Origin of the sequence: Neptunomonas qingdaonensis (assembly GCF_900113275.1) — a bacterium.
Lineage (GTDB): Bacteria > Pseudomonadota > Gammaproteobacteria > Pseudomonadales > Balneatricaceae > Neptunomonas > Neptunomonas qingdaonensis.
Window position 1 is genome coordinate 15,299 of sequence record NZ_FOOU01000006.1, and the last position, 23,805, is coordinate 39,103.

Below are 23,805 nucleotides of genomic sequence, written 5' to 3' on the forward strand. Positions count from 1 at the left end.
TCAATGAATCAGGATGAACACGATAAGGTTGAAGGACCCGCGATTAGTCAGCTACAGCAGCTGGGCTGGACCTATTTACCCGGTGCCCTACTGGCACCCGCCGCAGGCGCTACCAACGGTGTAGGGCTGGCTCCGGAGGCGGTAGCAGCGGAACGCGTGTATAACAGTGATGTTGTATTGGTAAAGCGTTTAGAAGCAGCCATTAGGCGCATTAACCCATGGATCAGTGATGAAAATCTGCGCAAAGTAATGCGGGAGATCACCCACCCACAGGTTGCCACCCTAATGGAAGCCAACCATCTGATCTATAAAACACTGGTGAACTATCAGTCAGTGGAGCAGGATCTGGGTAAAGGGCGGAAAGGCCAAACAGTTAAGATGATCGATTTTGATCATCCTGAGAATAACGAATACCTCTGCACCAATCAGTTCAATGTACAGGGTGTAAATCAGAAGATCATCCCGGATATTATCTGCTTTGTGAACGGTCTACCGCTGGCGGTGATTGAGTGCAAGTCGCCTTATATCACCAACCCTGTATCGGAAGGCATCAACCAGTTGCGCCGTTATTCTAATCTACGTTATCCGCATGAAGATGAAGGGGCCGAGAAACTCTTTTGGTATAACCAGTTGATGGTATCCACGGCCCGTGACGGCGCAAAAGTCGGCACCATCAGTTCTTCTAGTACCCATTACGGTGAATGGAAAGACGCGTACCCGTGGACGGATAAGGATCTACTCGCCATGAGCGAGCCTGAACATAAGGTGTCCGACGCCCCCTCACCTGCCTACCTGGCACAAGCAGTGACATTAGCAGGACAAGCGACAACCCAGAACACACCCAATATCACCGCACAACAACGCTTACTGGCCGGTATGTTCAACCCAGAAGCGTTTCTTGATCTGATTCAGAACTTTATACTCTACGAGCCTATCGATGGCCGCCTGATCAAAAAGGTGGCGCGCTATCAGCAATTTCGCGCGGTCAATAAGGTGATTCAACGCCTTAAAAACGGCAAAGATCGTAAAGAGAGATCCGGGGTTATCTGGCATACCCAAGGGTCGGGTAAATCACTCACGATGGTGATGCTGGCGGTGAAGATGCGCCGTGATCCCGAGCTACAGCAATATAAACTGGTTTTTATTACCGACAGAACACAGTTGGATGCTCAACTGTCTACCACCTTTAGGGATGCTCAGGGGGAGACCGTCTATAACGCGGGTTCAGTGGCAGAGCTTAAAACCCTGCTGAAGAAAGACACCTCAGATATCGTCACGGCGATGGTTCAAAAATTTCAGGACGCCGAGAAAGAAGGCGGATTTTCGGATCTGAACCCAAGTGATAAGATCATCGTACTGGCCGATGAGGCGCACCGTACGCAGTTTGGCGGTCTGGCCATGACCATCAACACGGCATTACCCAATGCGCCCAAGATTGGCTTTACAGGCACGCCGCTGTTAAAAACCCAGAAGATGGGAGATGCCTTTGGCGGCTATATTGATCAATACAAAATCAATGAGGCCGTAGAAGATGGTGCAACCGTACGTATCATCTACGAAGGTCGGCAAGTTAAAACACAGGTGGCGGGCGATTCACTCGATGCGCTGTTTGATGAGTATTTTGCGGATAAATCAGCCGAAGAGAAGCGAGAGATTAAAAGAAAGTATGGTGTCGAGAAAGCCGTACGTGAAGCGCCTGCCCGCATTCGCTGGGTCTGCCTTGATCTGATCAAACATTACCGAGAGTATATCCAGCCCGACGGTTTTAAAGCCATGATTGTGGTCGGGAGTCGCCACGCGGCAACCGTCTTTAAGAAGACCCTGGACGAACTGGGCGCCCCACCATCGGAGGTGATTATCTCAGGCAATCATAACGACGTGCCTGAGATTGCCCAATACACCGATAAAACCAAACAGAAGCAGACGATTAAAGACTTCACTAAGCCACTGAGTGAAAACCCGACCGCGATCCTGATTGTTAAAGATATGCTGCTGACCGGCTTTGATGCACCTAATTGCCAGGTGATGTATATCGACCGCTCGCTCAAAGAGCACACATTGATGCAGGCCATCGCACGTGTCAATCGTACCTATAAGGGTAAAGATTGCGGTTACGTGGTGGATTATTACGGGCTATCTGATCACCTCACCGAAGCACTGGAACTGTTTAGTAGTGACGATGTAGCAGGCACTTACCACACGCTAAAAGATGAGATACCCAAACTTAAAGCCTGTCAAACACGGGCGACATCGTTTTTCAAAGATGTAGCATCAAACGATGTAGATGATTACGTAGCCGTGCTGAAAGACGAAGACATTCGCGCTCAATTCGAAGTGGCCTTTAAGCGTTTTGCTAAACAGATGAACATCGTCCTCCCCGATAAAGCGGCGGCTCCGTTCATCGCAGATTTAAAGCTATTGGGTAAGGTTAATAATGCTGCCCGATTGCGTTACCGTGATGAGCAACTGGATATCAGCGATGCGGGTGAAAAAGTCCGCCAACTGGTCGATGAACATATTTTAAGTACCGGTGTTGATCCCAAGATTCCGCCGATAGACTTGCTGGCAGCCAACTTTAAAGACCACCTCAATGGCATTCAATCGGACGAGTCCAAAGCATCGGAGATTGAGAGCGCGATTAAGCACCATATCACCATCAATCTGGATGAAGATCCTGAGTACTACAAGTCACTCAGTCTACGCCTACGCGATATCATCGAGAAAACAGCAGGCAAGTGGGATCAACAGCTAGATCTGTTATTTAGCATGATGGACACCATCAAGGTAGAACACCAGCAAGCCGCGCAAGAGTTAGGCTTATCTGAAACCGAGTACGCGTTCTATAATATCCTGATGGCAGAAGTGGCCCGCATACGGGGGGATGAACTGCTAGATGAAACGACGCATGATGAAATTAAAGCCATCACTCAAGCGCTGGTTGAGATGCTGGATGACGCAACCGGTATCGTTGATTTCTTCCAAAAAGAGGATGCCGTAAGAGGCGTACAGAAAAAGATAAAGCGCACCATCGTGGACAGCAACTTTGATGATAAAGATTTGCGTAAAGCGGTCATGGATCGCTTTATGGAACTGGCTAAAGTGAAGTTTGGATAAGGGTATTAATTATGGATTATGAGAACGTAGTTCGAGACTTCGCTAAACGAACACGAAAAAATCTTGAGTATATTGAACAAGGGAAGAAAGAAGGCAACGAGGTCTACGAGATCACTCATCTGATCAATAGTTGCCTCGGTCTACTAGTTCTCCCACACGAGAATTACATTAATAGCATACCAACGACTTCATTAGACAAGCTAAAAGATCAAGGGTGGGTTGTCCCACAAACGATAAATGGCACTCAACCTAATGATTTAAAAGATCTTATCCGGCTATTAAGAAACGGGGTCGCTCACTGTAATATTGCATTTACCGCAGATAGTGAAAGTAAGCTGGATACACTTAAGATTTGGAACACTCAACCTCGTAGTGGAGAAAAAACTTGGGAAACAGAGTTAGGATTTGAAGAGCTAAGATCGATTTTATTCAAATTTTCCGATCTTATCCTAGAGCATTCAGAACATGATCAGACAAGCGACAAACTTTGAATACATTCACTGCAAAGGATTCATTGCTGAAATCATACGCACCCACCGCATTAAATCAGCTGACCTGAGAGTGGAAGAAGGCACGGTATCGGTAGTGGTACCCAAAGATTTACCGCGAGAACGCATTGAAAAACTGCTCAAAGATAAACAACGCTGGATCAACGAGAAACTGGTTCTTTATCGCGAAGCGATGCCCGTGAGCCAAAAAGAATTCGTCTCCGGCGAATCGTTTTCTTATTTGGGTCGCAACTACAGACTAAAAGTAGAGCGCGCCCCATTCGCCCCTGTAAAGCTCATACAGGGGTATTTAATTGCCAGCCTACCCTCTGGCATAGATGAATCCCATATGGTGCGTAACGCGCTTGTACGGTGGTATAGGACGCACGCTGAAACCAAACTACAAGAAAAAGCGCATCGTTACGCCAAAATCGTAGGCGTTGAGCCACACTCTATCGGAATTCAAACCTTCAAATCACGCTGGGGAAGCTGTTCCGCTAAAGGAGCCGTGCTGTTTAATTGGAAGATCATCATGGCACCGAATCGAATCTGCGATTACATCGTCATTCATGAACTCTGCCATCTGATCCACCACGATCACTCGGCTAAATTCTGGAAAGAAGTGGAACGGGTACTGCCGGATTATGCAGCGCGAAAGGAATGGCTGAAAGTAAACGGTATTACGCTGGAATTGTAGATTCATGCTGGCATGAACAAGGAACAATGCCAGTACAAGGCTAACGGAAAGCCTTGTACTGGTGCCAACGAACATCCCCGAGCTAAGCGACCATTTCAGCTATTGTGATCCGCCTTAATTTGACTGAACTGTGGGCCCTTTAAATCTAATCAACCAGTTTACATAAACATTCTTAGGTCTAGTTTCAGCATCACCGCCGTTAATGCTATGACCATGAGATCCTCCTGTTATCGAAGGTGTACTTAATGGATGCTCAGTACCCGAGGGAAATGACCCTTCTTTCGATGCACCCGCAATCCATGGTTTTCCGTTTGTTGTATGGGTATGGCTCCCATCAGAAATATCCCAAGAATTAGTAGGCATACGTGTTGATTCGTTTTGATAACTGCCAACCATGTTTCCTGAATTCCCACCTTTATTTGATGACACTCTTTTAGTCGACTCTAGGTCTTGTCCGGAATTACCATCAACACCACGAATGAACCGGCCTCTAAGATCAGGAAGATTGTATGATAACGAACCGGGTGCCCCCCAAGCTGTACCAATTACAGAAAATAACTCCTTGAATTCATTTCTGCTTACTGGCTCTCCAGTACAAGGGAGCCACCCTAGTTCGTGCAATTTATTACGAACATCTGTAGTTATTTCGCCACCAAAAGGCATGATTGAACCGACAGGAACCCCCGTAGCTTTCATGGCAATAACATCAGAAAACTCGGGTATCTTTGATAACTCATCGGCTATACGAGAAGGGTTTTCTGCTATTGCTTCTGCTGCCTTCTCTGCCGCGTTCCAGCCCGCAGTAAGTATTGCCACAATAGTACCAAGTCCAATTAAACCAAATAGAGCGATTACTTTAACTCTAAGATATTTATGAAGATATTCTTGTATATCTTTCTTATCATCGTCTGAAAGAGCCATTGACATTTCTCCTTGTTTATCTCTGACACTTGTAGCATGGGACGCCAGAAAAAAGCCAAAATGGCGAGTTGGCGGCCCAGCATGGGCATAATCTAATCAGGCGAAAATCCTCTGTAGGAAGGCCTCCATACATAGAGATTCTATGTCGTTATTAGATGATACCTAGAAGCGAATGGCAAGGGATCAACCTTGTGATGCGGTCACTTGTTAACTACTGGATTCACGAATAATTAAAGGGATTGCAACCCAACCGTTGAATGAAGTTCTTGCAGGTAAAATTCGAATTAACGCTTCGACGTTAAAATTCACAGCCTGAATAACAGTCCCAGCAAGGTTAATAAGATCTAAAAGGCTTGATGTGAAATATTCAGAGCTGGATATTAATGGAAAGACATTTCCATTAATATCTTCAATGCAAAAATAACTTTCTATCCCTTTTATCTGAGGCTCTCCGACATTTTCTGTTGAGACGCCTGAACTATCAATTTTAACATTTTCCTTTCGACTAGAAACGGTTGTTGTTTCAACAGACATTGAGCCCGACACCCAAAAATATTTCGAGCTATACCCTATCTTCTCTTCAATTTTATAGCCCAGTTTTTCATATTCATTTAACTCTTCTTGTAACTCTTTAAGCATTTTAGATGTCGATATTTTATAACTTTTACTTTCTGTTGAACTAACCGCCGCCCTTAAAAATAAAGCTTTGATACCTGCATTTGCACTTTCAGCTTTCGTTATGTTTACACAAGGTGACTGACCTGTGCTTTCTTCGTATAGGTCAGAAATAAACTCTTTATCTAAATATATAGTTTGATGAAATGACACCTGAGTAACTCCGTAAGAATTTTTTCGAGTCCGCGTTCAGCAACTGGTTGGCAACAATTTAAAAGCAATATATTTAGCTTAGCTGATCAAAGTGTCATAATCAGTTTTCACACCACTGGGGATACTTGCTGGATCAATAAGCAGTAAAGCCTCCTTGAAATTTGTTCTACAGCTTCCATTTGTTAAAATTTTACGGCCAAGATAAGATGTTTTTCCGATAGCCGAACGAATAAGTGTAGCTATCTCTCTTGGTGAGAATCCTTGTATTAGCTGATTGTAATATGGAATTGCTGCATCAGCGACCCCATACCCATTACCTACTCGGCAAACAGCGATTGTTTGTACGAAATGATCTTGAATTGTTTCTGGAATAGCACTCTGTTGTGATAGCTCCAATAACCTCTCTGCAAATGGAGGTTCATTATAAAAATTATTCATTCCATTATGTGCATTCCATAGTCGATCTATCGCTCTCGATAGCACAACATGTAATTCAGATTCATTTAATAAGCTCAAATAGCCTAATTTTTCAAAAAATTGCAATGAAGCTGTGTGCTTATCTTCTAAGCCTTTAGCGATATAATCTGAATGGTTATTAATTAGTTCAGACTTAATCGATGCTGTCAGACTCCCTTTTAAGCCACAGCAAATATCAAGAGAATTAAGTCGCGCGGGTTCGGCGGTTGCAGGATCACAATATACTCCATGAATCATATTTAATAATAATTGTCGTTGCGCAGCATGTGTATCTGTTAATCGTTGTATCCAAATTTGACATTGGTGATCATTAAATCTAGTACCCTTAACCGCTGAAATAAATGATCCGATATTAACACCGGTTGGTGATGATGAATCAGCTAAGGCATAGCGAACACATCTATTTAGAAATATTGTAAATTCACGATCATTTACACTTCCCATAGTAGGGTGGGCGGCAGAAAAATTATTACGTACATCTCTGCATTGGTCTAAAAAGAAAAAACCGTCTTCATTGATGATATTCAATTTAAGACACAAATCCAATAATCGACTATCTTGTAACTCTAATAAATTCTTTTCTTCAAAGTCATTTTGAATTATTTGGGCAACTACAGCCAGACCAAAATTTCTTATTTTTTGCCGTAAATGTAGAACTGAGGCATTCCAAATATAATTCATTGCGCCATCGAAAAGCCCTGCACTAACAGCTACGCACATCCTTGCTACAAGTTCACCACGTAAATCATCTGGTATTTCCCTTAATTCTCTAGGTAAGTCACGCCAAGCATATTCAATTTCTTCTGCACTTGCCAAAACATCACGAGGAATCCCTAACGCGGTAGTTAATTGAGCAATAGCTGGTAGGACTGTATCTGGCAGTGCAGGTAAATCAATATTTTTTCGTACTACTAAACTGTTCATTTGCAACCTTCAGTAGAGATATGCACAAAGTAGCTAACAGCTAATTATAAAGACCGTGGCCTTATAATTATTTTCACCCATCACAAGGACAAAACACTAACAATTTCAGCATATAGTTTTAAAAATCAAAAATTTGAAAAGCGCATGAGAGTAGTATCAATCGACAAAAGAAGCCTCCATGCTCTTACTGTTATTCATTCCTTTAGCATGATCTTAAACTACTTTCTTTAAAGGTCAATGTGTATTGGTGTATTTAAAACGAAGACAACCTTGAAGTAAGGAATGACGAAGCATGAAACTACTTTAAATTCTACAACAAGTGGGCTTACACTGGACTGAAACTAACTGGTCAGGGCAGCCTAAGTTAACTGATGAATGTCTCGGCTCTGGCTTCCTGCGCCTCTCTATCTCCGGCATCCTTGCAGTCGATGTGCCCCTGGTATGTTTGCTGTAAGTGAAATTAACAGCCGACACGGCCTTGCTAATGGTTTTATAACTGGCCGCTGACGTGGCCGATAAGAGCTACTTTAGCTTATTTACTTGATATGGCTCGAATGTGTTAAATTTCAAGCCTATCAACAATATATTTTACCCAAGCCTCTTTACCCCCTCTAGGAAGAGGATGGTAAAACTGTCCATTTTCATGGGGTTTTGAAATTAAATTTGGGTACTTTAGTTTGCTAAGCATTTGCCTAGTTAAGTAGCGTAATTTGAAATTAACACCGGAAGCCAAGATAACAGTGTTGCCTTTAAAATGACTAAGAATCATTGATAGCTCTTCACTTCTAGCGTCAGAAAAAATGGAGTGATTTACTACCCCTGAATACTCTATACCGCTAACGCTTTTAGCAAATATTTTCGAATCCGTTTCGCATACATCAGATAAGTTTAATATAATAGCATTCTTGTAGCCTGTTTTATTCATTACTTTCATGATTTGAAACTGTGTATCATCAGGAACGGCTTCAGACAAATCTCCCATGTTATGAATTGGCTTATCATTCCAGTTAGCGGGACTTTTAGGTGTAGAGCATCCAGGATTCATCATAACGACAAGTAAATCATATGATAGGTTTGTGTCATCCTCTATTTTCTCCTTCGATATTGTAAGTACAGTTCTTGCCTTTACTGATGTTAATTCAGAGGTAAGTAAATAAAAGTACCCTTTTACGTAGCAATCCATTTCGCCTCCTAAAGCTAACGAGACAGCCGGATTAGCCATTATGCAGTCATACCGTGCTTTAGTTGATTTAATAGCTCTATAACCTTCTCATTACCATCAAGGTGACTTTTGCAGTATTCGGCTGGTGATTGAGCACCCAAAGAAAGTATCGGCGTCATAAGCCAATTCTTGGCCGCCTGCTCTGACCCATAGTAAGCCAATGCTTCCGCCCACACCGCATCATTAATAAACAGCTCTTTAGTCATAGTTATCAACTTATCACGTTGTTAATTTTTCATGCACCACTCAAAATATACGGTTTTTTACAACGTATATCTGCAACAAAAGTCCCCCCCCAACCACTTTTTGTTATTTTTTTAAAGTTACACAAAAGCGGAATTATTGATCATTCCAGCAAGTGAGGCATCAATTCTTTTATTTTTACAATTGCGGCGTCTTGATCTGCGTTTGAAAAATCAGGTTGCTGTGCAATATTCATTAATTCTGCTACTAGTGTCTTTCCTTGCGCATCGAGACGCGTCGAAACTGAAAGTAGCGTGAAAGCCTTACAGGGCAGGCCACAGGCGCTTAACACAGCACCGGCTAAAACTTCAGAGCTTCTGCTGTGCTTATGTTCTTTAACCTGTTTTAAAATCTCATCGATGATGCGCATGTATTTTCCTTAAGTATTCATAACGGTTGTTTAATTACACTACGACGGCCCTAGCTCTCGTCTGCTCACGCTAGGCCCCGGTTGATTTGAGGCATTGCCCCTACTCAAATCCTACCCTCGTCTTCTCTAACGCCACTCACCCAATACATGTTGATTTGTTTCAGGTTATAGTATCCTCATGCTATAAAAAATGAGGAACTGATGACGCATGCACCGACAACTGAATTAGGTAAAATAAAATGCTTTATTAGCTTATATATTCAACGTCATCGCCAGAAATTTTAATTAGTTTTTCATTAACCAGCTGATTGAAATAATTTTGTATTGCTACCAACCGTAGTCAACAATGGCTCAGAATTTGGTTCGGAATAATATAGTCATCCTAAAGAAACTAGTAGAGCTAAACCAGATAGCAATTTGATAGTTAGTTGCATAGTACTTCTGACGTATAATGCCGCAATAATTTGCTGCCTGGAACGCAGAGTAAAGCGATAAAATTAATGCCCTTGTGTGGTTTAAAATATTTGAAGGGCACGATACAAGCCTCTATGTACACAAATGCGCTCGCTCATATTCAGTCGAGACTGCTTGTTTTGATATCGGAATATATGATGGTTCTCTTGTTTTGCGACATTTCCTATAACACTAAACATGAACAACATCTCTAGAATGAATTGATAGTCTCTTTTTGGAATATTTCCTGAAGCAACCTCGCTTTCGTACAATTCTTTGAACTCCGCAATAGATAAAGTCTGCTTCCTCAATTTCGTAAACAAATTAAGTATTAACTTTATTTCTGGTATCGCACCGTGTATTTCATCCTCCATCTCTGATCTGAGGTAGTTTGAAAATGCATAACTCTCCCCTTTAACAATAGATGGATTAATTTTAACTTTGCCTTTTTCTAGTGCTTGATTGGCACAAAGCTGTAGATATTGGATGTAGTCCCTAGGTCTATTTTGAGTGCTTCGAGTAATATAGTCGAAAATGGGCATAGACTTGTTCCCTCGATCACCATACCTTACTTCGCCCCCCTCAAATACGCTCCCCCACATCAGTGCAAATGATTTTGTACTACTATCGGGGTTTTGCGCACGAGATAGCCTGAAGGCCAAAAGATTTTTCAAGCTATCCTTATTCCATTCCAGCTCCACCATATAATCCGACCACTTGTTCTTATCTGGATCCTCTAGAAGACTATAAATATCATCTCTAAGAAAAACTATTGGATAAACTTTTCTACTTTTAAAAAATGCTCTGACATCCTGAACAGCTTTGAATAGGCTTGTTAATAGTTGCGTGTATTTTTTATGATTTTCTGCCTCTATTATATTTTTATAGTCCTCATCTAATTCATCAAACATTACTAAGTAACTTTCTCCGCCAAGCTTGCCTTTTATGTAGTTTTCAAGAAATGAAACTCTATCTGAGATTGGCATATCCACACCTTCGAAAACATCTCGATCCGCACCAACGCCAACTCCATTCCCCAAAATTTGCATATCAAATTTAAGTGCTGTCCATTTTGTTACAGCCTTAGGGAAAGCTGTTGATAAATCCTCATTGAAAACTTTGTTCAGCTCAATTCGACTTTCAGTATCAACTTTTTTATTTCGCACGAGCATTTTACATATTGTGGTATAAATTAAATATTTCCATATAGTTATATACTGGTTCGGAGCCGTAAACCCTTTGTCCACTTGTTCATACAAAACATTGAATGGAAAATTTTTGAAGGATAGCTTTTGAGTAAACACTATATCGTTCTCAAGATTCGATATATGTTCGCAGACAGCAGTTTTTCCGGTTCCCTTTCGTCCTATTACATACGATCTCTTTCCGTTTGTGAGCCTATCTACAACCCTAGTATGATAGAAGTAGCGACGACTGCTTTCCAATTTCGCCTCTAATTTCCACTCTGAAATTTCTTCCAATAATACCTTCGTCATTATAATTTCCTATTTACGATTGGAGGTGATGCCACGCGACTATGCAAATAACACAATCTCGGGTAGGACGGCGGGATAGCAAGCCGGCGCTCCGTTGTCGTCATTTCGATATCGGGATTTAAACACACCAAGGCCTAATTCATTCTCGACGACATGGTTGAGGGTATATTCAAAGGTGCCGGGCTGGGCCTGGTCTGTAAAACGCAGCGGGATCATCTTGGTTTGCTGGTAATCGTAGTGTTTATAACGTGCCATCCGTTGCATCCTGCGCAGTAAAGTTCTTTACTCGATTTTAGCCTACCGCGTGCCCGAAGACCAAAGGCTGTGAGACTAATCTGACAGCCTCAACTCCAAGCAAAGGGCGTCCAGCTTTGCTGCATCCCGCGGAGGACACATTTTTTTGTGGAGAGGGGGGAGACTTCTCCTTATTCGTTATAATATCAATATAAGTTGCCCCATACTTCAATAAATGCAGTGCTCCCAATGGCTAATGTTATTAGCGACATAATAACAATTGAACTAATTGCATACGAAAACTTAGATGACCCTTTACTTTTTAGGCTTTTAAATAGCCAGATTAGGTTAAAAACATAAAGACCAAGTATGACTCCAATAGAAAAAGAAACAGCTGTAAACTTAAGAGCATTGCTGTTACAAAAAATAAGAGGCATCGTTTTTTCTATAAATGGTAGACCCAATGTTAATGCTGCACAAATACCAATATTCCTTATTGAATCGAAAAATACTTTCACATCATTAACGAAATTATCAGATACCACTATTTTCTCCAAAATGCATAACACCTATTTTTATAGACCAAGGCCTTATAATTCTTCGACTCTTTCAAGAAGAAGAAGAAAAATACTAAGACTTTCGGAGTATGGTTTTATAAATCAATAATTTGAAGAGCGCATGATAACAATGCCGACTGACAAAAGAAGCATCCATACTCTTACCGTTATTCATTCCTTTAGTGCAATCATAAAGCATTTTTCTTAAATATCAAAAAGTTATCAGTTTTTTCTTGTTCAATGTAAAGGGGCCCACTGAGCAAGGAACTTGATAGAAAATAGTCAGGCTCAGCACTTAACCCCCTAGTCATTAGCGCAGCATACGCGCCTCGGATGAGCATCACTACCCCAAGATAATCTTCGACTTCGCGGCGCAGCCTCACTTAATGCCTATGACAAGCCTAGGGACGGCCATCATAGTTGACGCCGAACACCCCATACAGGAATCGCAGGCAAGTCTACTACTCCAATTCCCTTGAATCGAAAATCAAAACAGTAAACACTAATTGATGATGGGGTATCCCGTACTATGCAGCTTTCATCTATCATGATTGGCATGACCTTGATACTGAAGAACGCACTTTTGGAGCCCTCCTATGATCCAACATCGCCACATCCCGATAAATAATTCAGGGACAGATTATTTCGTCGGTGATCTGCATGGCGAGCACAGTTTATTGCATCAAACGCTTAGCCGAATTGGTTTTGATTACAAAAAAGATAGACTGTTTGCAGTAGGCGATTTAATTGATAGAGGTCCGGATTCTGCCTCGTGTCTAGGTCTGTCGTTAAAGCCCTGGTTTTTCTCCGTCATAGGTAATCATGAAGATATATTTTTAAAGAGCATCAAAGATCCACAAGCCAAGCAGTTACATATTAAGCATGGTGGTCAATGGGTCAAACCACTCTCAGCGGATGAGATGGAATCATATGCAGATATAATCCGATGCAATATGCCTCTCGCAATAACCGTCGAAACCTGTAAGGGATCTGTTGGAATTATACATGCTGAAGCGCCTGCTGAATGGAGCAGCATATAGTGATCTGGGATGACTACCTATGGCCGGTCCATCAATACAAGCGAGCGCTCACAAAAACAGCGAAACCGATAAAAGGTATTGATGCAGTAGTTCACGGTCACGTTAATTGTGACTTTGTTGAGCGAGGAATCAATCAAGTATGGATAGATACTATTCTAGGCAGTGGAAAGTTAACAGTATTATCCACGGATCAACTGTTTAGCCCTTGAAAATATAACCGGAGTCTAAGAAAAGACTTAATGAAAAAGGCTGCCATACCAGGCAGCCTTTAAAGTTGAACGCGGGTGGGTACTATCCGCATGATCCCGTATGACCACAAGCGCTACAAAAATCACAGCCGTCACGACGTATTACTGCTGATACACCGCATTCTGGACAAACCTTACCCGCGATAGTGATGTTGCCCACTTTACCCTTCTTTGCAGGCTCCACTTCAGCCTGCAACATACCCATGGGATGCAGTGGAAACCCCTTCTCATCGAGGATTCCCAGCATATGGTAACGGTGGATTAGTAGTCTGGCGATGTAAGCTATCGTGCTCGGCTGTATTTCTTGCTTGTCCGAGCCTGGTGTCTTCGCAAAAAAATCACCTTGGGCTTCAGGTAGGTCTTTTAAGCTGCGAAGTTTTTTGCCAATCCAAGCTGTGTCAAGAACTCGCATATCCAAACTCAAGGACTTAGTGATGCCATTAAAGTCCAAGGGGTAGGTGCCCGACAGCCAAACGCTGTATGGGCGATGGGAGCCATCAGGCATCACGCACTCCTTCACAAACATTGCGAAGTCGTCTCCGGTAGTAGGGTTATGAATATCGACCGTCCAGGAAAGAGTTCCGTTAGTGCCACTCTTGGGCTCCTTTCGGCTAAACATGGCGTCAGTGAGCGGTGTTTTACGCTGAGTATCAGTGAATAAACCCAACTCATCACAGCGATAACGAATCAGATGCGCCATGGCGGCGACATTTCCGGGTACATGCATCTCGTCGCCGACCGGTGGCATTGCCATACTGAAGGGAGATCCAGCCGTTTTGCTCAAGCTATCCAGCTTAATTTTCAGCCAATCGTGGTCTTCGCTTCGCATGTCCATTGAGAGGTTCTTTGCCAGAGCAGTGAGGCCGCGCGGTTGCTCAGCACCGTTTACCCACACCTCGAATGGATGCTGTGTACCATTTTCAATATGACCTATGAACAATGCAAAACGACTTTCATAGCTTTCAACCATGAAGGTCACACCAGGGTTGCCTGCACTTAGTTTAGGTCGGTTTGTCCAGCGTAAAGAAGCCAGCGCAACCTCAGGCGTCTCATTAATCCGGATCTTGCGATCAGGCTCAGATTGATCCAGATCTTGAGGTACGGGTGTCTCCACACTCAACACACTACCTAGGATACTATTAGGGCGGTAAGTAGTTATGCCTTTCAGGCCAGCTTTCCACGCTTCCAAATACAAGTCTGCAAATTGTGCGAAGGGGTAATCCCCTGGAACATTGACCGTCTTACTTATTGACGCATCGATGAATGGCTGGATCGCGGCTTGCATCAGCATGTGGTCCCGCGCACTTATGTCCAAGGCGCTGACGAAACATTCAGGAAGATTAGACTGATCGTTACCTATTGCCCCCCATACCCTATAAGCATGGTCCTCGACTTTATAATCCCGAGTCGAGCCATCTGCCATCCGTTTAGTGCGGTTATAGAACCAGGAAAACGCTGGTTCTATACCATTTGAAGTATTATCAGCAAACGCCAGAGATATGGTTCCAGTAGGTGCAATGCTGAGTAGGTGCGAGTTGCGAATACCGTGCTCACGGATAGCTTCTTTAATTTCATCCGGTAGGCGCTTGGCAAACCCACTTTCAAGGTATTGGACGGCATCGAACTGAGGGAAAGGCCCCTTTTCTTTGGCTAGTTCAATAGATGCGCGGTAGGCAGTATCACGCATAAACCGCGTTATTTCACCACCAAATACACGCCCTGGTTCGCTATCATAACGGATTCCCATCTCAATCAAAGCGTCCCCGAGACCCGTATAGCCCAATCCAATACGGCGCTTGTTGATCGCTTCCTGCTGCTGTTGAGGCAAAGGCCACGCAGTAGCATTTAGCACATCATCTAGCATGCGGACTGCTTGGGTTACGACCCATGCGAATGTCTCATAATTGAAAGTAGCATTTTTACTGAAAGGGTTATTAATGAAAGCGGTCAGATTAATAGAGCCCAGGCAACAGCAACCAAAATCCGGGATTGGAATTTCGCCGCACGGATTCGTCGCTTCGATCACTTCGCAGTAGTGGAGGTTGTTCTCAATGTTAATTCGATCGATGAACAGCACCCCTGGTTCAGCAGCGTTATAAGTACTGTCCATGATGCCAGACCATATTTCAGCAGGATCCACGACACGATAAACCCATTTTCCGTCTTCTTCCCGCTGATAAGCTCCTTGCTCGATCAGCTCATCTGAGGGCTCTGCTTTATGAACAAGCTCGAATTTCGATCCTGCTTCAAGAGACTGCATAAAGGAATCAGTGATAGCCACAGAAATATTAAAGTTGTTGAGCCTGCCTGATTGTTGCTTCGCGGTTACAAACTTCATTATGTCAGGATGGTCAACCCGCAATACACCCATTTGCGCACCTCGGCGCGCACCTGCTGATTCAACCGTGCTGCATGACTGATCGAAAACATGCATATAACTAACAGGGCCTGAGGCGCTACTGGCAGTACCTTTCACCTGCGCACCACTAGGCCGGATTGAACTGAAGTCATAGCCAACACCTCCACCCCGGCGCATAGTTTCTGCTGCATCTCGCAGCGCTGGATAGATACCTTCCTTGCCATCTACAGTATCAGAAATAGAATCTCCAATTGGTTGTACAAAGCAGTTGATCAATGTGACGTTTTTAATACCGGTTCCGGCTGAAGAGTTGACACGCCCACCCGGTATAAAACCACTCTCCATCGCACGCATGAAAATGTCTTGATATTTCTTGGCATCTTTTTCTTCAGCAGCAAGTGCCTTTGCTACCCTAAGACGAATGGCTTTGGCCATCTCAGGCCCGGGTAACGTCTTTTCTTCGCCTTTAGCATACTTTTCTTGGAGCACGTCAAAACAAATTTCCTGTAGATCAGAAACAACGTGTACAGATTCTGTGGTGATTGTGGCTTTATGATTCATTTTCATTCTCAACATATGTAAATTTTTCTTAATGCGGTACTAGGTATAAGGCTGGAATATCAGTGTAAAACCTTTACATTTTCTATATTTACACTGCTAATAAACCACTCAGTATTAAACCATTGATAATAAATATGAAATATTCTTAAATTAACATTTGACACAGCGGATAAGCCACAGGGATTCGTCGCGCGGATATTTTCACAAAACCAGTTGTTGTTCTGTTCGTTTACCTTATCGATCAGGATAAAACCCGGTTCGGCAAAGTCATAGGTGGAACTCATAATAGCGTTCCATAGATGGGTTGCTTTCACTGTTTTACTGATTTTGCAGGCAACCAGTCCTTCGTCATTAGTGATATAGCCCTGTTGTATCGGCCATTCTCGCCAGAGTACCTGACTGGCGTCGTTCAGATTTATCACATCGCGTTGTTGTTCTTGCTCTGTCAGAGGAAATGCCAGCGGCCAATCCTTATTGTTTGTTACCGCATGCATAAACTGATCGGTAATCAGCAATGAAAGGTTGAACTGTCGCAGCCGGGCATCTTCTCGCTTTGCTTTGATAAATTCGAGCACATCAGGATGCCCCACATCAAAAGTCGCCATCTGTGCGCCGCGTCTGCCACCGGCTGAGGATACCGTAAAACACATGCGATCAAAGATATCCATAAAGGATAACGGCCCTGAAGTGTAGGCGCCGGCACCTGAGACAAATGCGTTTTTAGGTCGCAGGGTAGAAAATTCATAACCGATCCCACAGCCTGCTTTTAAGGTGAGCCCTGCTTCGTGGTTCTTGCCAAGGATATCATCCATGGAATCGTAAATAGTGCCTGACACTGTGCAGTTAATGGTTGAAGTAGCGGGCTTGTGTTGTTGGGCCCCCGCATTAGAGATAACACGCCCGGCAGGAACGGCCCCTTGACGTAACGCCCATATAAATTGCTTATACCAGTATGCCTGGCTTTTCTCATCAGCCTCGACTGCCGCCAGCGCTTTAGCGACACGCATGAAGGAGTCATCAATTGAATTATCCAGTGCCTCGCCTTGCTTAGACTTTAAGCGGTATTTGCTATCCCATATATCAAGAGACGTATCTTGCAGAATAATATCTGCTGCCGCTTTTTCTGTAACATGTTCGGTATCGGGTTCTGTGATTTTCTCTAACGTGGCGACCATAGGTTGTTCCTCAGATATATAACAGGCATATTCAAATAACTATATATTGAGATTATTATCATATCAAACACTACATGTAGTGTTTGACATGTATCAAGAAGTAAAAAATTAATCATCTTTTGCGTTGTACTTCTGCTCTTCAAAAAACCGGTGGCAACCTTACGAGAGAGCAAAAAGGTTAATCAAGAGGGTTTCGTCTTGCCCCTGTAGGGTTATGATAAGCAGTTAATGGCCCTGAAAGACTTATTACTATGCAATTGCTGCAACGCTTCCGTCAGCTTCGCTACCAGAAACCACTCGGCATACGCTTACTGGCAGCGATTTTGTTATACAGCTCTGCCATCACGTTGATCGCTACCGGCACACAATTATGGCTTGATTATCGCTACGAATTATCGGCGATTGATGAGCGCTTGTTGCAGATAGAATCCAGCTCCCTAAACAGCCTGGCAAACAGTTTGTGGGAGATCAGCCCGGCACAGATTCAGGTACAGCTTGATGGCTTGTTACAGTTGCCCGATGTACGTTATCTGGAGATTACGTCACCCTTTAATGATTTTTATGTTGCCGGCAATAAACCAACGACAGACTCTATCGAGCGTCATTATCCGTTAGAGCATTATGACGCAGGCAGAGGATCCATCCCTGTAGGCCAGCTTACCTTGATTCTTAGTCTTGATGAGGTGTATAGCAGGTTAGGTGATAAAGTGCTGGTGATCCTAGCCTCACAAGGCATAAAGACATTTTTAGTCTCCATTTTTATACTCACTCTATTCCATAGACTTATCACTCAACACCTGGGGAGCATGGCCACTTATGCCCGTCGCCTCAAGCTTGATCATCTGGATACGCCGCTGACATTGAAGCGTAATGCCAAACATAAGGATGACGAGCTCAGCCAGGTAGTCGATGCGATGAACAATATGCGGCGTTCGATGCTACATGATATGAGTAAACGCGAAGACGCCGAGCGCTCATTAGCTAAGCTGAATACCGAACTGGAACAACGTGTTATTGATCGCACCAAAGAGCTGAAAGAGCGTAATCAGGAGTTACACGAGACATTAGCCACATTACGATCAACACAACAACAACTGGTCGAGTCGGAAAAAATGGCGGCTTTGGGTGGATTAGTCGCAGGTGTTGCCCATGAAATAAATACGCCGATCGGCATTGGCTTTACCGCCGCCTCTTACCTCGCCGATCAGGCCAACTTATATCAGCAACATAACCCTGACGATCCATTAGCGAATACCGCTGTAGAGAGCAGCCAATTGATCTGCCAGAATCTTGAGCGCGCCGCGCAACTGATTAATGCATTTAAGCGAGTGTCTGTCGACCAATCGAGTGAACAGTGTCGCCGATTTGACCTGATTCAATATCTCGATGAGGTGCTTTTATCACTCAAGCCACGCCTCAAACAATGTAAACCCGAGATCGTTATTCATGCCCCCAGTCACTTTATTATTGATAGCTACCCGGGTTGTTATTATCAGATATTTACCAATATGATTCTTAACTCATTAATTCATGGGTTTGAAGATCGTCCCGGTGGCGTTATTACGATTGATGTTAAGCCGCACACAGATCGTCTGATTGTCGATTATCGTGATAACGGCGTGGGGATCCCTGATGACTGGCTGCGTAAGGTGTTTGAGCCCTTTATGACGACAAAACGTAACGAAGGCTGTAGTGGTTTAGGCATGCATATCGCCTTTAATCTGGTAAGCCAGTTACTGCAGGGCCATATTTACTGTTTAGCCAATGCCGAAGGCGCACACTTCAGGCTGGATCTGCCTGTGGTTCTGAATAAGGTTTTACCTAAGCCGTTAAAAACAGAGAAGAAGCCCGCGGCTACTCAGGCGGTGTCTGTGACAGATACTTCACTTCCCGGAAATACTTAGCCGCACCAGGATGGATTGGCAGTGGCAATGTCGTTGGCTGCATCATCTGCTCGGGAATAAGAAAGCGAAAGGCAGGATGGAGTTTTTTAAAGTTATCAAACTGCTCAAACAGTGATTTCACCACCGCATAAGCAACATCATCAGGTAAATCCGCCCGCGCAAAAAGAGTCGCGTTGACACCGATGGTCAGCACATCAGTAAGATCCGAAGAATAAAAACCGCCTGAAATTGTCATTTCCCGATAAAAGGGATTTTGCAGAATGAGTGTTTCTCTATCGTGCTTTGATAAGCCAATCAGTTGACTACTACAGTCTCTGAGCGCTTCTTTGATCGTACCGCTGGGATGCCCAACCACATAAAGCGTCGCATCAATACGGTTATCACATAATGCAGCGGCCTGCTCTGACGGTTCCAGTTCGCTTACGCCTGAAAAATCACTCAGTTGCCAGCCGCGGGTTTTCATTAATAGCTCTATGGTTAAACGCTGACTTGTTCCGGACTGGCCAATATTGACTCGCTTATGCTTCAGGTCATCAAAACTATTAATATGGGCATCTGATCTGACTAATATCGATACATATTCAGGATACAGGCTGGTTAACGTGCGCAAGGGTTGATCCAACTGATCGCCATGATTATCAGCGTTTTTGTCAGTATCTTTTGCAAAATCATACAGCTGCCCTGCTTCTGCAATGCCGATATCAAGTTCGTGATTGATGACTTGCTCAAGATTACTTATAGAGCCTAACGTGCTGCGCACCGCACAGCGGATACCGTATTCTTGACGAGCTTGATTAACTAACCTGCACAGAGCCCCGCCCGTGGGATAATAAAGGCCGGTAACGCCCCCCGTCCCCAATGTAATGACCTGGTTTCTGATAATCTGGTTTGCAGATGCTTTATCAGCAAGAACATGATTAGTAATGACCTGCTTTTCAGCATAGACGGGAGTCATGCCTGCAAGGAAAAGGAGCAACCAACAACGTTTTAAATACAGAAACCGACGTAGCATTTTTATTCTCAGGAAAGTGCACATTTTCAAGCTAAGAGTGTAGCAGAAACATCAACTTCATGGTTGCAGGATGAGCGGCGGCTTAAGAAATGCCTGGCAATTCCAGTCAATGAGTTCGGCTACGAAGCTGAGACTGCAGAGGCAGAGCTGATGGCGGAAAACAATCAGCCACTTGTCGAAACAAAAAATTGAGACCTTGTAGGCGTTTATTGAAGATCTAACCTGGAATTGAACAAATAGAGTTGCTCTGGTCATGCAAAAACTACGCTTCAATGGCGAGAGATCGTCTGGGCGAATAAGCCTGGCGATAAAACGATTTCAAGCAGTGCTTGGCTTGGAGTATAAACCTTAGCTCGTATCCACTTCCGGGCCGCGAGGTGTGGATCAGGGGAACTCGCCTCCAGCGAGCCCCTGATCAATAACGGACAAGCCGGGTAGTCAATCTACCTTGACGTGGGTGGGCTCCCCTTCTGGCCCAACTTGGAATATGACGAATCTGAGCCATTCTGAGGTGCTATCATTACTCATCACCATGGGCTTCCCGGCGGCTTCCTGAATCACTTCGCCCGCCTTGGCGGTACGAACGGCGCCATCAACTTCAAGCGCGCCCGTGCCTTCAAGGACGTAAAGGAGCACCTGGCCTGTGTGAAAGTGCTTCGGCGAACTGTAGCCAGGGGGATAATCCACGTGCATTACAGCGATTTCATTTTCTGCTGCAGTCGCAAGGGGTGTCTTGAAAACTTCGGTAAGCTTCGGTGCATCCTGTGCGGACGCAAAGCCAACAGTGAGACCGATGACCAAAGATCCGGCGGTCAGGGAGCGAACTAATTTACTAATGACGTTCATAGTAAAATCCTCCTATCGCATGCTGCACTCACAATCAGCGCTCACTTACGAATGCGATCAAGGTGGCGCAAAGGGCACAGCACAATTGTGAAATGAAAAGACTTCTCACTCACATTGAGTTGCCTCCTCGATAAGCAGGGAGTTTTTTCAATATAATAGCGCGGACGATTGTTGTCAATGTCACCTAAAGATCCACGCAGGCTCAATGCCGGGCGAGTTCACAAAGCAAGTTCCGATGCCAAGCTGGTCGAACCTGTGCGCACAATTCAGGCGCCGGAACTGACCAACCAATTGTCTGCAGTGAAAAAATAATCCGCTAGGCCAGGCGCATCTGCGATACAGGCTTCCTTGCGTCACGACAACTAATCTGAATTACTGCATGACGGTTACGGCGGAACTGTGTGAAGCGGCCGGGCTCTTACAAGTGTCAGCTGTAAAAGTTGCTGCTGACATTAATTTTGCTACTCTCAGGAACCGGTCGCGATTAACTACGAGTTCATATAGAAGATAGTATGATCACACGCTGACTAACTACTCATTTGTGACTACTGGGCGGCGATAATCCGTTACACTAGTCGTATCTATAAAGACAAGGATGGAGGCTTTCATCATGCGTAAGTTAACAATCACTACATTATTACTCAGTGCAGCCATCGCGACTAGCAGCCAGGCTGGATGGAGCGATTTAGTTGAAAGTGTTAAAAAAACCGGCGAGGAATTGATTAAACAACCGGTGACGACCAACTCAGCCGTCAGCAATACATCCCTTTCATCTGATACGCTTATCAATGGTTTACGTGAAGCACTGGTGGTGGGAAGCGAGCGTGCGATTAAATCGATATCCGCTGAAGGCGGCTACCTGAATGATCCACAAATTCGTGTTCCAATGCCTGCGGTGCTGGATAAACTGGCTGGCCCGCTGCGCCAATTCGGAATGGGGGATCAGGTGGATCAATTTGAGCAATCTATCAACAGTGCTGCAGAACGGGCCGCACCACAAGCAACAGCCATTCTGGTTGATAACATCAGAAACATGAGTTTTGACGACGCCCGCAAAATTTATGAGGGATCAGATGATGCGGCGACGCAATACTTCCGTGAAAAAGCAGGGCCACAGATAGCCGCTCTTTTTAAACCCGAAATTGATAGCGCTCTGGGCGAAGTCGGCGCTACAAAATATTACAACAGCCTGGCGACACAAGCGGCTCAGCTTCCTCTGGTTGGCCAGCAGGTTGAGGGAGATCTTACCAGTCATGTAACAACGGCAGCTCTGGACGGTCTGTTCTTGAAGTTAGCCGCTGAAGAAAAGCTGATTCGTCAAAATCCGGCTGCCCGCTCAACGGATTTATTGAAAAAGCTATGGAGTAACTGATCCCAAGCCATCTGAACAGAGCGCTATTTTTCTGTTTGGATGGCGCTTTTTCTGGCAAACTTAGCAAACGTTAAACCCCCTATCCTTATTATCCTTAACTTTTTTGAAACCTCTCACACATGAATACCGACAATCTGCAGTCTCGTTTTTATACGCTACGACATAATCGTTTCTTTGAAATATTTGTTATCGCCGTTATCGTCTTTTCAGCCCTGGTTATTGGTGCTAAAACCTACGAAATTCCTGAAAATATACTAACCCTCATCGGCTGGATGGATATCGGCATCACGTTGTTTTTTCTGGTTGAGGTATCGGTTCGCTTTATGGGCGAACCGATAAAGCGCAATTTCTTTAAAAATGCCTGGAACGTCTTCGATACCCTGATTGTGGTGGTAAGTCTGATTCCGATAGAAGATAGCGAGCTTGCCCTTGTAGGACGCTTGATACGTATATTTCGTGTACTGCGTATGGTCTCTATTGTTCCTGAACTGCGCTTGTTACTTAACTCACTTTTCAAAGCATTACCGCAACTGGGTTATGTCATCCTGCTGATGTTTATCATCTTCTATATATACGCAGCTGTCGGTACGTCATTTTTTGTGTCGATCAACCCAACACTGTGGGGAGATATTTCCATCGCAATGCTAACACTCTTCCGTGTCATGACATTTGAGGACTGGACAGATGTCATGTACGAAACCATGGCCGTCTATCCGTTTAGCTGGATCTATTATCTGACCTTTATTTTTCTGACTACTTTTGCCTTTCTGAATATGGTCATTGGCATTGTCGTCAATGTCATGGAGGAAGAACATGCCCAGGAAGCTAAAGAGCAGGCAATGGCTAACGGCGAACCTACCATTCAGGATTTGTCGAACCAGATAGCGGAATTAAAAGAGATGCTTAAAAGCAGAGCCAAGAGCTATAACCAAGAGCTATAACCCAGATTTCGGGGACAGCCCAGATTTCGGGGACAGTTTACTTAATTCCAATTACGGGTCAGTTTACTTAATTCCTCAGTTCTGATGCCTACTGCTATATATGTTGTACTAGCCTCTGTTAAGGCTCAATTGTGTCAGATCCTGAATTTTGGACTTAGCTATATACACAAGCTCACTTGATGAGCTTATTTTAGGTCAACCCGATGCTGGATAGATTATCGATATACAACAATTTATCCGCAATTATACCCGTGCGGGAAGGCCTGACAGTAAAGATAATTTTTTGAACAAGCTTGTGAGACAAGCAAAGCGTATTTTACGTA

The 23,805-nt window shown here is 44.0% G+C and carries 21 protein-coding genes and 1 pseudogene; 10 read left to right on the forward strand and 12 right to left on the reverse strand.

Annotated elements, in window-relative coordinates; all coding sequences use genetic code 11:
• The first annotated feature begins 3 nt into the window (after positions 1-3).
• From BM099_RS10100 to BM099_RS10110, 3 genes are read left to right on the forward strand one after another with little or no spacing between them, the layout of a single operon-like run.
• Positions 4-3,114, forward strand: coding sequence for a type I restriction endonuclease subunit R (locus BM099_RS10100; RefSeq protein WP_090727555.1), 3,111 nt, complete (start codon positions 4-6; stop codon positions 3,112-3,114).
• 11 nt (positions 3,115-3,125) lie between these two features.
• The gene (locus BM099_RS10105) at positions 3,126-3,605 is read left to right on the forward strand and encodes a HEPN family nuclease (RefSeq protein WP_090727557.1); all 480 of its coding nucleotides are present in this window, start codon (positions 3,126-3,128) and stop codon (positions 3,603-3,605) included.
• Positions 3,580-4,299 carry a M48 family metallopeptidase gene (locus BM099_RS10110; RefSeq protein ID WP_090727559.1) on the forward strand — a complete coding sequence of 240 codons (720 nt, stop codon included), beginning with the start codon at positions 3,580-3,582 and terminating at the stop codon, positions 4,297-4,299. Before BM099_RS10105 ends, BM099_RS10110 begins: the two co-directional genes overlap by 26 nt.
• 114 nt (positions 4,300-4,413) lie before the next feature.
• Here BM099_RS10110 and BM099_RS10115 read toward each other — a convergent pair whose 3' ends face one another.
• The 8 genes from BM099_RS10115 to BM099_RS10150 form a co-directional block, all read right to left on the reverse strand.
• Complete coding sequence (locus BM099_RS10115; protein ID WP_177201144.1) at positions 4,414-5,220, reverse strand: tail fiber protein; 807 nt, start codon at positions 5,218-5,220, stop codon at positions 4,414-4,416.
• 207 nt (positions 5,221-5,427) lie between these two features.
• Positions 5,428-6,048, reverse strand: a complete 621-nt coding sequence (locus BM099_RS10120; protein WP_090727564.1) for a hypothetical protein — start codon at positions 6,046-6,048, stop codon at positions 5,428-5,430.
• A gap of 78 nt (positions 6,049-6,126) precedes the next feature.
• Positions 6,127-7,449, reverse strand: coding sequence for a hypothetical protein (locus BM099_RS10125; RefSeq protein WP_090727567.1), 1,323 nt, complete (start codon positions 7,447-7,449; stop codon positions 6,127-6,129).
• Positions 7,450-8,008: 559 nt separating this feature from the next.
• Positions 8,009-8,671 carry a DUF1643 domain-containing protein gene (locus BM099_RS10130; protein ID WP_090727572.1) on the reverse strand — a complete coding sequence of 221 codons (663 nt, stop codon included), beginning with the start codon at positions 8,669-8,671 and terminating at the stop codon, positions 8,009-8,011.
• A complete protein-coding gene (locus tag BM099_RS10135; protein ID WP_090727576.1) occupies positions 8,671-8,877 on the reverse strand; it encodes an MbcA/ParS/Xre antitoxin family protein in 207 nt (68 codons plus the stop codon). Before BM099_RS10135 ends, BM099_RS10130 begins: the two co-directional genes overlap by 1 nt.
• 140 nt (positions 8,878-9,017) lie before the next feature.
• Entirely contained in the window at positions 9,018-9,284 is a 267-nt protein-coding gene (locus BM099_RS10140; protein ID WP_090727579.1) for a hypothetical protein, read from the reverse strand.
• 515 nt (positions 9,285-9,799) lie between these two features.
• Complete coding sequence (locus tag BM099_RS10145; protein WP_090727582.1) at positions 9,800-11,233, reverse strand: P-loop ATPase, Sll1717 family; 1,434 nt, start codon at positions 11,231-11,233, stop codon at positions 9,800-9,802.
• A 39-nt stretch (positions 11,234-11,272) separates the two neighbouring features.
• Positions 11,273-11,488 carry a hypothetical protein gene (locus BM099_RS10150; protein WP_090727584.1) on the reverse strand — a complete coding sequence of 72 codons (216 nt, stop codon included), beginning with the start codon at positions 11,486-11,488 and terminating at the stop codon, positions 11,273-11,275.
• A gap of 348 nt (positions 11,489-11,836) precedes the next feature.
• On the opposite strand from BM099_RS10150, the gene BM099_RS20310 reads away from it, so the two are divergent.
• The 3 genes from BM099_RS20310 to BM099_RS10165 all read left to right on the forward strand — a co-directional run bounded on the left by BM099_RS20310 (position 11,837) and on the right by BM099_RS10165 (position 13,273).
• Positions 11,837-12,133, forward strand: a complete 297-nt coding sequence (locus tag BM099_RS20310; RefSeq protein WP_143083758.1) for a hypothetical protein — start codon at positions 11,837-11,839, stop codon at positions 12,131-12,133.
• A gap of 487 nt (positions 12,134-12,620) precedes the next feature.
• Positions 12,621-13,064, forward strand: coding sequence for a metallophosphoesterase (locus BM099_RS10160; protein WP_090727588.1), 444 nt, complete (start codon positions 12,621-12,623; stop codon positions 13,062-13,064).
• Positions 13,049-13,273 (forward strand): metallophosphoesterase family protein, encoded by a 225-nt coding sequence (locus tag BM099_RS10165; RefSeq protein WP_143083759.1) that lies wholly within the window; start codon positions 13,049-13,051, stop codon positions 13,271-13,273. The genes BM099_RS10160 and BM099_RS10165 overlap by 16 nt, the downstream gene beginning before the upstream one ends.
• Positions 13,274-13,355: 82 nt before the next feature.
• Here BM099_RS10165 and BM099_RS10170 read toward each other — a convergent pair whose 3' ends face one another.
• Both BM099_RS10170 and BM099_RS10175 read right to left on the reverse strand, forming a co-directional pair.
• Positions 13,356-16,232 (reverse strand): adenosylcobalamin-dependent ribonucleoside-diphosphate reductase, encoded by a 2,877-nt coding sequence (locus tag BM099_RS10170; protein WP_198064204.1) that lies wholly within the window; start codon positions 16,230-16,232, stop codon positions 13,356-13,358.
• 173 nt (positions 16,233-16,405) lie between these two features.
• Positions 16,406-17,407, reverse strand: a pseudogene (locus BM099_RS10175) (ribonucleotide reductase N-terminal alpha domain-containing protein); the annotation flags it as partial.
• Between the two features lie 251 nt (positions 17,408-17,658).
• Here BM099_RS10175 and BM099_RS10180 point away from each other — a divergent pair.
• Positions 17,659-19,311 carry a sensor histidine kinase gene (locus tag BM099_RS10180; protein ID WP_090727599.1) on the forward strand — a complete coding sequence of 551 codons (1,653 nt, stop codon included), beginning with the start codon at positions 17,659-17,661 and terminating at the stop codon, positions 19,309-19,311.
• On the opposite strand, the gene BM099_RS10185 is transcribed toward BM099_RS10180, so the two are convergent.
• The gene (locus BM099_RS10185; RefSeq protein ID WP_177201145.1) at positions 19,262-20,323 is read right to left on the reverse strand and encodes a TAXI family TRAP transporter solute-binding subunit; all 1,062 of its coding nucleotides are present in this window, start codon (positions 20,321-20,323) and stop codon (positions 19,262-19,264) included. The genes BM099_RS10180 and BM099_RS10185 overlap by 50 nt on opposite strands.
• A 438-nt stretch (positions 20,324-20,761) precedes the next feature.
• Entirely contained in the window at positions 20,762-21,169 is a 408-nt protein-coding gene (locus tag BM099_RS10190) for a cupin domain-containing protein (RefSeq protein ID WP_090727603.1), read from the reverse strand.
• 177 nt (positions 21,170-21,346) lie between these two features.
• Between BM099_RS10190 and BM099_RS20805 the strand changes: the two genes are divergently transcribed.
• The 3 genes from BM099_RS20805 to BM099_RS10200 all read left to right on the forward strand — a co-directional run bounded on the left by BM099_RS20805 (position 21,347) and on the right by BM099_RS10200 (position 23,482).
• On the forward strand, positions 21,347-21,481 hold the full coding sequence (locus BM099_RS20805; RefSeq protein WP_269750499.1) for a hypothetical protein: 135 nt from the start codon (positions 21,347-21,349) through the stop codon (positions 21,479-21,481).
• A gap of 298 nt (positions 21,482-21,779) precedes the next feature.
• Positions 21,780-22,541, forward strand: coding sequence for a DUF4197 domain-containing protein (locus BM099_RS10195; RefSeq protein ID WP_090727606.1), 762 nt, complete (start codon positions 21,780-21,782; stop codon positions 22,539-22,541).
• Positions 22,542-22,660: 119 nt separating this feature from the next.
• The gene (locus BM099_RS10200) at positions 22,661-23,482 is read left to right on the forward strand and encodes an ion transporter (protein ID WP_090727609.1); all 822 of its coding nucleotides are present in this window, start codon (positions 22,661-22,663) and stop codon (positions 23,480-23,482) included.
• Positions 23,483-23,805: the final 323 nt, after the last annotated feature.